This window comes from Peribacillus sp. R9-11 (assembly GCF_031345095.1).
GTDB classification, from domain to species: domain Bacteria; phylum Bacillota; class Bacilli; order Bacillales; family DSM-1321; genus Peribacillus; species Peribacillus butanolivorans.
The window spans coordinates 1-12,500 of sequence record NZ_CP133763.1 but is presented as its reverse complement, the minus strand read 5'-3'; the positions used below and the strand labels follow the sequence as shown (position 1 = coordinate 12,500).

The following is a 12,500-nucleotide window of genomic DNA, read 5'->3' as shown; positions in this document are numbered from 1 at the left end:
GCCCACGTGTTACTCACCCGTCCGCCGCTAATCTCAGGGAGCAAGCTCCCATCGATTCGCTCGACTTGCATGTATTAGGCACGCCGCCAGCGTTCGTCCTGAGCCAGGATCAAACTCTCCGAAGAAATGTTTGACTTGCTCATTTTGCTTTTTTTGATAGTGTGTGCTCACTTTTAAAAATTAACGTTGGCGCTTTGTTTTGTTCAGTTTTCAAAGAGCAATTTCAGTGTCGTTTATCTTAGAAACGACTTTAATAATATATCAATTATATTATTTTTTGTCAACAACTTTTTTTCTCTCGCTGTCGACTTAGTTATTATATCTAGTATCACAAGTAATTGCAAGAGCTATTTTGAAAATAAATAAAATACTTCGCCCAATTCTTTGGTTGTCTACTTAATATAGAAGAAGCTTACCTGATTAAATTAGTAAGCTTTTTCTATCTTTATAAGATTTCCTCTATATATAACTCCCGATTTATCCCTAAATTAATTATTTGATCATTATCTACTACCTTAACTAGTGGCCTGGTTTGAGAACTTGGATCAATAAAAACAATTTCAGCAATAGATCCATTGTTCAACTTGACCTTACTTCCAATAGAAAAATTAGCTAATCCTGATAAGAGTGTCTTAACGACCGCTAAATCAAATTTACCAAAGTCATCATGTAAAATCATTTCCATTACTTTAAATGGTGACTGTTTTTTCCTATATAACCTTTCCGAAGTCATGGCATGAAAAACGTCTGCAACTGCAATGATTTTTGAAAATAAGTGCATGGATTTAGTTTTTATTGTTTGGGGATAGCCAGTTCCATCTAACCTTCCATGATGCTCTAAAATAGCTAACTTCACACTATCCTTAATGATAGAACTATCTTTTATCATTTTATAGCTAAAAATGGGATGATTGTGGATTTCCTCATTTTCTTCGACAGTTAAACTCGTCGTTTTATTGAAAATCCTTGGTGACAGCTTAGCCATACCACAGTCAGCCAAACACCCTCCAATAGCTACTTGATAGACATCTGCTAAATCGCATTGAATTTTAAAGGCAATATATCCCCCTATTAATCCAGTTGAAATAGCATGATGATACATGTAATCTTCTTTATTGCAATAATGGTGCAATATCAGAATGTTTCCTGGTTTCTCCAAGACTTTATCAACTAAAGGAATAACAATTAAACGAATCATGGCTACCTCTACCTTGCTCCCAGCCTGCCAATTTTTAAATAAACTCTTATACGTTTGAACCGATTTCAGATATAAATTAGTAAAATTTGAAAATCCTTCTATTTCATCCAGTTCATTATCTATAACTTCTTTCGGTAAAAATTTTTTTCCATCAATTAATGTTTTTTCAACGCTAACCTCTGTTATTAAAAAGGCTTGCAAGGTCTTTATTAATTCCTTAGTCAATATTGTTTTTTCATACATGATAGGGCGGTCCGTAAGACCTTTAATATCTTTTGAAAGAATACATCCTTCAGCTAAATAGTGAGTTTTCACTAGCAAAACTGTTCACCTCTGTAACAGTTATTTAATGAATATCATTTTACTAGAAAAACATGGAACAAACTATATTTTTCGTGATTAAATACCTAAAAAAAGCTTTTCACTAGTATGATACCTTTATCTTCCCTCAAAAAAACATGACTATATACCCTCCATTTACTTTATCTTTTAGAGAGACTTCGCCTGAAAACCCTCAATTACTTCATAAAAAAAGACCCAGCATAATGAACTGCACCCCAATTGTTAGACAACATCTAACAATTGGAGGTGCAGTTTTTTTGACTAAATATACGATAGACGAAAAATTACATGCAGTTTTAGAGTACTTGGAAGGGAAAAAATCCTATAAATCCATCGCACAAGAAAGAAATGTAGGTCTATCCCCTCTGAAGAGATGGGTCGCTCGCTATCTAGAACATGGGATGGAAGGAATTGCTTCATCCTATACAAATTACACTCTGCCCTTTAAACTAGAGGTACTTAATTATATGAACGAATATGGGGCATCGATCAGCGAGACCGCTGTACACTATAATCTTCCTTCCGATTCTACACTTTTGAAATGGTCAAATCAGTTGAAGGAAGGAGGTATAGACGCCCTTAAACCAAAGAAAAAGGGGCGTCTATCCATGAAAAAAGAAACCAAAAAAACATCACCAGCTAAAGGCTCTCAAGAAGCACTTCTTGCCGAATTAGAATACTTACGTGCAGAGAATGCCTATCTAAAAAAGTTGAATGCCTTAGTTCAAGAAAAGGAAGCCCTACAAAGAAAGACAAAGCGAAAGTAGTCCATGAACTAAGGAAACAATTTGATTTAAATCTGCTTCTATCCATTTCTAACATGGCACGGAGTACATACTATTATTGGGTAAACGCCTTCGGGCGTGAGGATAAATACACAGAAATGAAATCCCTTATCGAAGAGATTTTCCATACGCATAAAGGGCGCTATGGGTATCGGCGTATCACCCTAGAATTACGTAACAGAGGTGCTCGCATCAATCATAAAACAGTTCTCCGATTGATGAATGAACTAGGATTGAAGTCTTTAGTTCGCATGAAGAAATACCGTTCGTACAAAGGGAAAATCGGCAAGATTGCACCCAACATTCTAGCACGTGATTTCAAGGCAACAAACTCAAATGAAAAATGGGTGACAGACGTCACAGAATTCCATCTAGCTGGGGAGAAACTATACTTATCGGCCATTCTTGATCTGTTTAATGGAGAAATCATCGCCTATAATGTCGAATCTCGGCCTGTTTATCCCCTCGTTTCCAAAATGCTGGAGAAAGCCTTTGACCGCTTGGAATCGAAAGATTCACCCATTCTTCATTCAGATCAGGGCTGGCATTACCAGATGAAACAATATTCGCATGATTTGAAAAGACATAACATTACACAAAGCATGTCCCGTAAAGGAAATTGTCTCGATAATGCGGTCATAGAAAACTTCTTTGGCCTATTAAAATCAGAGTTACTTTATCTTCAAGAATTTGAAAGCATGGAGCATTTCAAACAAGAATTAGAAGAATATATCCATTACTACAATCATCAACGAATCAAGGTAAAATTAAAAGGCATGAGCCCGGTAGAATTCCGGGTTCATGCCCTCAAGGCTGCCTAATTAAATAAAGTGTCTAACTTTTTGGGTTCACTTCATAATGGCTGGGTCTCTATTATTAAACGATTATTCTTCCGTATCTTTTTCAGGTTCTTCGTTTTCGACTACTTCGTTAGAATCAGAATCTAAATCAATACTCGTTGGATTCTGTTCTATTCCTTCTTCTTGTTCAACGAATTCTTCTTTTTCTTCTTCTTCTCTTCCAACGATGGCCACCGTTGAAACATATTCATTGTCTGCAGATTCGAGACGAATGAGCTTAACACCCTGTGTATTACGACCCGTTTTAGAAATGCCTTCGACTTCCATTCGGATTAGCACACCAGCTGCTGTAATCAGCATCAAGTCCTCATCTTCTCCTGTCACTGTTTTCACGGCAATAAGTTCACCATTTTTCTCTGTGACATTACATGTTTTTATCCCTTTACCACCACGGCTTTGAATACGGTATTCCTCAGCAGATGTCCGTTTTCCATATCCATTTTTCGTAACAATCAGGACTTCTTCATTTTCTTCAAGAATTTCCATACCGACAACTTCGTCATCTGCCCTTAAGGAAATCCCTTTTACTCCAGCTGCGGTACGTCCCATTGTGCGTACATCCGTTTCAGGGAAACGAATCATCATTCCGGCTTTTGTTCCGATAATAATCTGTTTCTCTCCATTCGTAAGACGTACAGAGATCAATTCATCATCTTCTCGTAGCCCTAGAGCAATTAAACCGTTATTGCGGATATTTGCAAAGGATGACAGTGGTGTACGCTTTGATATACCGTGTCTGGTAGTGAAGAATAAATACCAATCATCGACAAATTCCTTCACCGGTATGATTGCATTGACCCACTCACCTTTATCAACTTCTAGCAAATTAATAAGTGGCAGTCCTTTTGCCGTCCGACCATATTCAGGAATTTCGTATCCTTTGGAACGATAAACTTTACCTTTATTAGTAAAGAATAATAGTGTGTCATGAGTCGAAGTTGTTAACAAGTGACCCACAAAGTCATCTGCATTCGTACCCATTCCCTGTATACCTCGGCCTCCGCGTTTTTGGCTGCGGTACGTGGTTGCAGGCAAACGTTTAATATAACCGTTATGAGTCAATGTCACGATTATATTTTCCTCTGGAATCAAATCTTCATCTTCTAAGCTCTCAAAACCGACTAATGTAATTTCAGTTCTTCTTTTATCATTAAAGCGTTCTTTAATTTCAAGAAGCTCTTCACGGATAATTTCAAGAACCTTTTCCTCATCAGCAAGGATAGCTTTATATTCTGCGATTAATGCCATTAACGCTTGATATTCATCTTCAATTTTTTCCCGTTCCAAACCGGTCAAGCGTTGTAAACGCATATCTAAAATTGCTTGCGCCTGTTTTTCAGAAAGTGAAAATTGTGTCATTAACCCTTCTCGGGCAATGTCTGTAGTTTGGGAACCACGGATTAATGTAATGACCGCATCCAAATTATCAAGGGCAATTCGCAAACCTTCTAAAATATGAGCACGCGCTTCCGCTTTACGTAGTTCAAATTCAGTTCTACGACGTATAACTACCTGTTGATGCTCTAAGTAATAGTGCAGACATTGCTTTAAGTTCAATACTTTAGGCTGTCCATCCACCAGTGCAAGCAAGTTGATTCCGAAGGTTGTTTGCATTGCAGTGTGCTTATACAAGTTGTTTAAAAGGACATTTGCATTTACGTCCTTTCGTAGTTCCATAACAATACGCATACCGTTACGATCTGATTCATCCCGTAAATCGGTAATACCTTCAATTTTCTTATCACGAGCAAGTTCTGCAATTTTTTCAATTAATCTTGCTTTGTTCACTTGATAAGGGATTTCTTTAACTAGAATAACCTGTTTTCCATTGGACTTCTCTTCAATTTCGACTCTCGCCCTCTGAATGATTGACCCTTTTCCAGTTTCATAGGCTTTTCTAATTCCACTGCGCCCTAAAATTAACCCCGCAGTTGGAAAATCTGGACCAGGGATAAATTCCATCAATTCTGGAATCGTTATATCAGGATTCTTACTTAAAGCCAATACACCGTCAATTACCTCACCTAATTGATGGGGCGGAATATTGGTAGCCATTCCGACTGCTATCCCTGACGAACCATTCACTAATAAGTTTGGGAAACGGGCTGGCATAACAGCTGGTTCTCTTTCTGAACCATCATAGTTATCCTGATAGTTAACCGTATCCTTATTCAAATCACGAAGCAATTCCATCGAAATCTTTGACATTCTCGCTTCTGTATACCTCATGGCGGCCGCTTGGTCACCATCGACCGAACCGAAATTCCCGTGTCCATCAACGAGCATATAACGATAGTTAAATGGCTGAGCCATCCTGACCATCGTTTCATAAACAGCAGAGTCACCATGCGGGTGATATTTACCGATTACTTCTCCGACAATACGGGCTGATTTTTTAAATGGTTTATCCGACGTCATACCAAGATCATTCATCGCATAAAGAATTCTTCTGTGTACCGGTTTCAAGCCGTCCCTTACATCAGGCAACGCCCGGGATACGATAACGCTCATCGCGTAATCCAAAAAAGATGTACGCATCTCGGTACTTATATTTATTTCTTTTACACCTGATCTTTCATTTTCTGACATGGAGCCAACCTCCTTTATAAAGCTTTTACTCTCATTTTTTTAACTGATCTTGCATTATGTAAAGAACAGGATGTAAATTCATCCTGTCAAAAAAATCAGATATCGAGGTTTTTTACATAAATCGCATTTTCCTCAATAAAGTTACGACGCGGCTCTACTTTATCTCCCATCAACATTTCGAAAGTTTCATCTGCCTCAATGGCATCTTTCAAACTAACTTGAAGTAGCGTTCTCGTATCAGGGTTCATTGTTGTTTCCCATAGTTGCTCTGGGTTCATTTCACCCAACCCTTTATAGCGCTGTAAGTTAGGCTTAGGAGTGCTTGGCAGACCCGCCATGATTTGTTCTAGTTCGCGGTCATTATAGGCATATTCCACTCGTTTACCCTGCTGAATTTTGAAAAGAGGTGGTTGGGCAATATAAATATAACCATACTCTATAATTTTCCGCATATAGCGATAGAAGAATGTCAACATTAAAGTTCTAATGTGGGCACCGTCTACATCCGCATCGGTCATGATAACAATTTTATGGTATCTAGCTTTTTCAATATTGAATTCATCGCCAATACCTGTTCCGAGTGCAGTAATAATTGTACCAATTTCTATATTATGAAGGATTCTATCCAATCGCGCCTTTTCCACATTTAGGATTTTACCCCTTAGCGGCAGAATAGCTTGGAAATGGCGGTCACGTCCCTGTTTAGCTGAGCCACCAGCCGAGTTTCCTTCTACAATGTACAATTCGCTGATAGACGGATCCTTCGACGAACAATCTGCCAGTTTACCAGGTAGACTGGAGACTTCCAAGGCACTTTTTCTTCGAGTTAACTCACGTGCTTTCTTGGCCGCCAAACGAGCTCTTGCCGCCATTTGCCCTTTATCAACAATTTTTCTAGCCACTGAAGGATTTTCGTATAAGAAGGAATCCAACCTTTCCGAAAGAATGGAATCAGTAACCGTTCTTACTTCTGAGTTTCCAAGTTTGGTTTTGGTTTGCCCCTCAAATTGCGGTTCAGGATGCTTAATAGAAATAATTGCCGTTAACCCTTCACGAACATCTTCACCAGAGAAATTGGTGTCGGCCTCTTTTAAGAGCCCGTTTTTCCGTGCATAATCATTGATGACCCGTGTCAACGCAGTCTTGAATCCTGATTCATGTGTACCGCCTTCATACGTATGAATATTATTGGCAAAGGAAAAAACGTTACTGATATAGCTGTCATTATATTGCAAAGCTAATTCGACAGATATACCTTCTTTCTCGCCTTCCATGAAAATCGGTTCCTCATGAAGGACTTCTTTTGAACGATTCAAATGCTCAACATAAGATTTGATACCGCCCTCGTAGTGGTATTCCTTGATTTTCTCTTCTTCTTCACGTTTATCTTCAATGATGAGCTTCAAGCCTTTATTCAAGAATGCAAGCTCACGGATACGTGTGGCTAATGTATCGAAATCATATTCCACGGATTCCTTGAAAATTTCAGGATCCGGAATAAAGTGTACTGTTGTCCCTGTATGATCGGTCTCCCCAATAATTTTCAAATCTTCTCTAGGGACCCCTCGGTTAAATTGCTGATAGTGGATTTTACCTTCACGATGTACATACACTTCCAATACCGTGGATAGGGCATTAACTACTGAAGCACCTACACCATGCAGACCACCGGAGACCTTATAACCTCCGCCGCCAAATTTACCGCCCGCATGAAGGACCGTCATGATTACTTCTACTGCTGGCCGTCCCATTTTTTCATGGATACCTACTGGAATTCCCCGACCATTATCGACTACTGTTATGCTATTGTCTTCTTCGATCGTCACTTTGATTTCAGTACAGAAACCTGCTAGTGCCTCATCAATACTATTATCGACAATTTCCCAAACAAGATGGTGAAGTCCTTTTGCAGAGGTAGTACCGATATACATCCCCGGACGTTTACGAACTGCTTCTAAGCCTTCTAAAACCTGTATCTGATTCTCATCGTATGCCTGAGCTTGTACTTCTTTTTGTTCCATTGTCATACGTATCACCTACACTTTTCTTTTGGCATTTATCAATTTTTCAGGAGTAATTATTACGTTATCGCTTAAATTCAAAGAGAATCTATATCATCGATTAATAACGATGGCTGCAGTGAACGCTTTTTCAAAGTGGACGACGCAAGCGGTGAATAATAGACCTGTTTATCCGTCACTACAATCGATTTAACCGAGTTTTTGGCTAAATGGTAAGTTACATCAGACTTTTTCTCCAAAAACTCACTCATGATTGGAGAGGCCTGGAGCAGCTTCTTATCTAAAATGGCTATGACATCGTCCGTTTTCACAAGAATGTCTTCACCAATATGGAGATACATACATTCACCTCATCATTTAACCTTTTTTATACTTCCTTGACTAACATAAAAGGTGGACGCTTCTCTAAGGGTTTGATGATCGATTCCATCAACAGAGGGTGTCGTCACGAATGTTTGCACTTTCCCTTGTATCGTATTCAGTAAATGAGATTGACGGAAATCGTCAAGTTCCGATAACACATCATCCAATAATAAAATGGGATACTCGCCGATTTCTTCATGAATCAGCTCAATTTCGGCAAGTTTCAAAGACAGGGCAGTCGTACGTTGTTGTCCTTGTGAACCATATGTCTGGACATCACGGTCATTCACAAAAAAAACCAGGTCGTCACGATGAGGACCTACCAGTGTTACACCCCGTTCAATTTCCCTTGTTTTTATTTTATCAAATTTTTCTGTGTATACTTCTATCATTTTCGTCAAATCCATAGATTCTGATACATCAAGCGACGGTTTATATTGGATTTTCAATACTTCTAGATTTCTGGAGATCCCCGAGTGAATTGGCTCTGCCCACTGCTGGAGCTTTAAAAGAAACTCGTATCTTCTTTCGACAATTTTCGCTGCATACTGAATAAATTGATCAGTTAGCACGTCAAGCATCGTCGTATCCGTTTGTTTCCGGGTCTGCAGAAGCTTTAAGTAATGATTTCTTTGTTGAAGTATTTTATGATATTGGCTCATATCATGAAGGTATACGGGAGAAACCTGGCCAATTTCCATATCTATAAAACGGCGTCTGACTAGAGGACTTCCCTTTACAAGGTTAAGATCCTCAGGCGCAAACATGACCACATTCATATTTCCAACATATTGACTTAATTTTCTTTGTTCAATATGGTTGCACTTCGCCTTTTTCCCTTTTTTTGAAATGGTCAGCTCAAGTGGTATTGAGGTATTTCTCTTTCTAACTCTTCCTTCTATTTTAGCATACTCTTCATCCCAGCGAATAAGTTCTTTATCATTTGAGGTCCGGTGAGATTTTGCCATTGCTAAAACAAAAATAGATTCCATGACATTTGTTTTTCCTTGAGCATTTTCGCCAAGGATTACATTGACCTTATTCTCAAAAGTCAGGTTCAATTCGGTATAGTTGCGGTAATTTCTCAAACTTATATTTTCAATATACATATTCCGCTCTTCCCTTATGTTTTAGCTTGTAATTGTGAAGACGCCAAATCCAGGAATCTCTATTTTATCACCTGATCTTAACTTTTTGCCTCTTCTCACGTCTAATTCGCCATTAATGAAAACCTCGTATTCACTTAAGAACCATTTTGACATTCCGCCGCTTTGAATCAAATCGGCTAATTTTAAGAATTGTCCAAGCGTAATATATTCTGTGCTGATTTTTATGGAGTCCATTTCATGCCTCACTCATTTCTAAGTAGTCTTTAATACTTCATTTTACTAAATAAATCCCATTAAGACAAAGTATAGCTTTTTCCGCTCTTGTTTTTTATATTTCTAGGTTTTATTCAGAATTAAAAAAGCTGTAAAAAACCTTATGGGGCCTATATTTAACTATAAAAAAATTAAAGGCTTGCTAAACAAGCCTTTAATTTTTTTGAAATATTATTTTAGCTTAATAAGTTCTTACAGGCAGAATTAATTGAAGCATAGAATCATCATGAAGCGGACGAATTACAAATGGACGCATCGCACCTGTAAAGTTGATTTTAATATCCGATCCTTCTAAAACTTTTAAGGCATCCATAACAAATTTAGCACTGAAGGAGATTTTCAAATCCTCACCTTCAATGGCTTCTGCTTGAACTTCCTCAATTACTTTACCAATTTCAGGTGTATTAGAAGAGACTTCGATAATGCGGCCTTCTAAAGTTGTCAGTTTGACCACATTATTTCTGCCTTCTCTGGCCAATAAAGATGCTCGGTCGATTGCTTGCAGAAAATCTTTTGTGTGAACAGTTACATCCGTTTTGCTATCTGAAGGAATCAAGCGGGACGTATCTGGATAATTCCCCTCAAGTAGGCGGGAGAAGAATAATAAATTTTCTGCTTTGAATAAGACTTGATTATCGGTAATGACAATTTCTATGAGTTCGTTTGTATCATCAAGGATTTTACTTAATTCATTTAGACTTTTGCCTGGAATCACAACGCTATAGGTCCCAGTAATTTTATTTTCAATTTTTGCTGTGCGCATTGCTAGCCTGTGACTATCTGTTGCAATACAGGTCAATTCGTCATCTTGAACCTTTAAGTTTACACCTGTTAAGATAGGGCGTGTTTCTGAGGTGGACACTGCAAAGCCAGTTTGACGAATAAGAGTTTTTAATAGGTCTGTTGGAAGCTTGAAAATATTTTCTTCCTCAATGATTGGAAGATGAGGGTATTCTTCAGGATCCAGTCCATTTAAGTTAAATTCAGCTTTACCTGAGCGAATAATTGTTTGAAAGTTGTTTTCGACTTCAATTTCTACAGTATCCATCGGTAATTTTTTGACAATTTCACTGAAAAAACGAGCATTTAGGACAATTCCCCCGCTATTTTTCACTTCAACAATTTCATCACCGTCTACTTCAGCTGGAATAAATGATTGAATGGAAATATCGGAATCACTACCTGTCAAAGTAACCCCTTCAGTTGTAACACTTATTTTTATCCCCGTTAAAATAGGAATCGTTGTTCTTGATGTGACTGCTTTCATTACTTCTTGGACACTATGAACTAATCGATCTCTTTGAATTATAAATCTCATGTTTCATCCTCCAAATTTTTAATTGCCGAATAGGCATATTTATTAATAATTTTTATTAAAAAAGATAGTAGTAATAGTAGTAGGGCCTGTTGATATGTGGATAAGTCGACTCAACCTAAGGAAAAACAGTCTATCCACATGTGGACAGACTGTGTGTAAGTAGTCATCAGTTATACACATTATCCAGAATCATCTATACCTTCAACTGATCCTGTATTTCTTTGACCTGACGTTGAAGCTGGGTATCTGTTTGCATGAGTTTAGAAATTTTTTCATGCGCATGAATAACGGTCGTATGATCGCGACCACCAAATTCATCCCCTATCTTTGGCAGAGATGAATCCGTTAACTCCCTGGAAAGATACATGGCGATCTGCCTTGGAAAGGCTACAGATTTAGTCCGTTTTTTTGCTTTGAAATCTTCCAATTTAACACTATAATGCTCACCAACTGTTTTTTGGATTTCTAAGATGGTGATTATTTTAGGTTTCGAGCTTGGAATAATGTCTTTTAATGCTTCGGCTGCTAAATCAGCATTAATATCCTTATTAATTAACGAAGAATAAGCAACAACACGTATAAGTGCACCTTCAAGTTCACGAATATTCGAGTCAATTTGATTGGCAATATAAAGCATAACTTCATTTGGGATATCAAGACCTTCTGCTTTTGCCTTCTTACGTAAAATAGCAATTCGCGTTTCTAAATCAGGCGGTGTGATATCCGTAATTAAACCCCATTCAAAGCGGGAACGGAGGCGATCTTCGAGTGTTGGGATCTCTTTTGGAGGACGGTCACTCGAGATGACAATCTGTTTACTTTCTTCATGTAGTGCATTGAATGTATGGAAAAACTCTTCTTGAGTTTGTTCTTTTCCTGCTAGAAATTGAATATCATCAATTAATAAAACATCTACACTTCGGTATCTATCACGGAATTCTCCTGCTTTATTATCTCGGATTGAATTGATAAATTCGTTCGTGAATTTTTCAGAAGATAAATAAACGACCTTTGCCTTCGGATTATGCTCAAGTACGTAATGCCCAATTGCATGCATTAAATGGGTTTTACCTAGTCCTACGCCTCCATAAATAAATAATGGGTTATAGGCTTTAGCAGGAGCTTCTGCGACAGCGAGAGACGCGGCATGGGCAAAACGATTGCCGGAGCCGATGACAAACGTATCAAAGGTATTTTTCGCGTTTAACATATGCTGAGGAAATGCATTATGTTCTTTATCCTGTTTTTTAATCTTTTTAGGCTGAACAGGAACAGTAAAATCACCATCTTCTTGATTGGGAGGAATGATGAATTTTGCTTCCAATTCCTCACCGGTAAGTTCAAACAATACATCAGAAATAAGATGTGAATAGCGTTCTTCAAGCCAGTCCCTGGCAAATTCATTGGGAGCGGTGACTGTTAATGTATCACCTTGTAGTAAATAAGCCTTGGTTGATTTAAGCCAAGTTTCAAAGCTTGGTTTACTGATCTTTTTTTCAATTTTTCCGAGCGCCTGGTTCCAGAGGCTATCGATGTTATCCAAACTTATCCCTCCTTTGCAAAATATTTTTAATAATATCTAAAATGTATAGGCACAAATAAACTCATCGATTGCCGTCTTAATATAAATTTTGACAGCAAA

Annotated in this window: 9 protein-coding genes and 1 rRNA gene (1 of these 10 running past the window's edge); 1 reads left to right on the top strand and 9 read right to left on the bottom strand. The window is 38.0% G+C overall.

From position 1 onward, the window contains the following. Both RE409_RS00050 and RE409_RS00045 read right to left on the bottom strand, forming a co-directional pair. Positions 1-125 (bottom strand): 16S ribosomal RNA (locus RE409_RS00050) (it extends 1,426 nt beyond the left edge of the window). 320 nt (positions 126-445) lie between these two features. Continuing rightward, the gene (locus RE409_RS00045) at positions 446-1,441 is read right to left on the bottom strand and encodes an HD-GYP domain-containing protein (protein ID WP_309558356.1); all 996 of its coding nucleotides are present in this window, start codon (positions 1,439-1,441) and stop codon (positions 446-448) included. Positions 1,442-1,797: 356 nt separating this feature from the next. Here RE409_RS00045 and RE409_RS00040 point away from each other — a divergent pair. Further along, a protein-coding gene (locus RE409_RS00040; protein WP_201182105.1) for an IS3 family transposase occupies positions 1,798-3,146 on the top strand; the annotation gives its coding sequence in 2 pieces (ribosomal slippage) (positions 1,798-2,242 and positions 2,242-3,146; 1,350 coding nt in all). A gap of 63 nt (positions 3,147-3,209) precedes the next feature. Here the strand turns inward: RE409_RS00040 and gyrA are convergent. The 7 genes from gyrA to dnaA all read right to left on the bottom strand — a co-directional run bounded on the left by gyrA (position 3,210) and on the right by dnaA (position 12,401). Beyond that, positions 3,210-5,774 (bottom strand): DNA gyrase subunit A, encoded by a 2,565-nt coding sequence (gyrA, locus tag RE409_RS00035; protein WP_201187764.1) that lies wholly within the window; start codon positions 5,772-5,774, stop codon positions 3,210-3,212. A gap of 95 nt (positions 5,775-5,869) precedes the next feature. Beyond that, entirely contained in the window at positions 5,870-7,795 is a 1,926-nt protein-coding gene (gene gyrB, locus RE409_RS00030; protein ID WP_201225048.1) for a DNA topoisomerase (ATP-hydrolyzing) subunit B, read from the bottom strand. 77 nt (positions 7,796-7,872) lie between these two features. After that, the gene (remB, locus tag RE409_RS00025; protein ID WP_053348303.1) at positions 7,873-8,136 is read right to left on the bottom strand and encodes an extracellular matrix regulator RemB; all 264 of its coding nucleotides are present in this window, start codon (positions 8,134-8,136) and stop codon (positions 7,873-7,875) included. Between the two features lie 12 nt (positions 8,137-8,148). Continuing rightward, positions 8,149-9,267 carry a DNA replication/repair protein RecF gene (gene recF / locus RE409_RS00020; protein ID WP_053348304.1) on the bottom strand — a complete coding sequence of 373 codons (1,119 nt, stop codon included), beginning with the start codon at positions 9,265-9,267 and terminating at the stop codon, positions 8,149-8,151. 21 nt (positions 9,268-9,288) lie between these two features. Then, positions 9,289-9,501: a S4 domain-containing protein YaaA gene (gene yaaA, locus RE409_RS00015; RefSeq protein WP_309558355.1), complete on the bottom strand. Its 213-nt coding sequence runs from the start codon at positions 9,499-9,501 to the stop codon at positions 9,289-9,291. 220 nt (positions 9,502-9,721) lie between these two features. Continuing rightward, positions 9,722-10,858 (bottom strand): DNA polymerase III subunit beta, encoded by a 1,137-nt coding sequence (gene dnaN, locus RE409_RS00010; RefSeq protein WP_056521949.1) that lies wholly within the window; start codon positions 10,856-10,858, stop codon positions 9,722-9,724. Positions 10,859-11,051: 193 nt separating this feature from the next. Continuing rightward, positions 11,052-12,401 carry a chromosomal replication initiator protein DnaA gene (gene dnaA / locus RE409_RS00005; protein ID WP_053348307.1) on the bottom strand — a complete coding sequence of 450 codons (1,350 nt, stop codon included), beginning with the start codon at positions 12,399-12,401 and terminating at the stop codon, positions 11,052-11,054. Positions 12,402-12,500: the final 99 nt, after the last annotated feature.

What these genes read in the sequence shown, in the direction of transcription:
- RE409_RS00045 (WP_309558356.1), bottom strand. Translation starts at nt 1,441, where the DNA reads ATGTATGAAAAAACAATATTGACTAAGGAATTAATAAAGACCTTGCAA.
- gyrA (WP_201187764.1), bottom strand. Translation starts at nt 5,774, where the DNA reads ATGTCAGAAAATGAAAGATCAGGTGTAAAAGAAATAAATATAAGTACC.
- gyrB (WP_201225048.1), bottom strand. Translation starts at nt 7,795, where the DNA reads ATGGAACAAAAAGAAGTACAAGCTCAGGCATACGATGAGAATCAGATA.
- remB (WP_053348303.1), bottom strand. Translation starts at nt 8,136, where the DNA reads ATGTATCTCCATATTGGTGAAGACATTCTTGTGAAAACGGACGATGTC.
- recF (WP_053348304.1), bottom strand. Translation starts at nt 9,267, where the DNA reads ATGTATATTGAAAATATAAGTTTGAGAAATTACCGCAACTATACCGAA.
- yaaA (WP_309558355.1), bottom strand. Translation starts at nt 9,501, where the DNA reads ATGGACTCCATAAAAATCAGCACAGAATATATTACGCTTGGACAATTC.
- dnaN (WP_056521949.1), bottom strand. Translation starts at nt 10,858, where the DNA reads ATGAGATTTATAATTCAAAGAGATCGATTAGTTCATAGTGTCCAAGAA.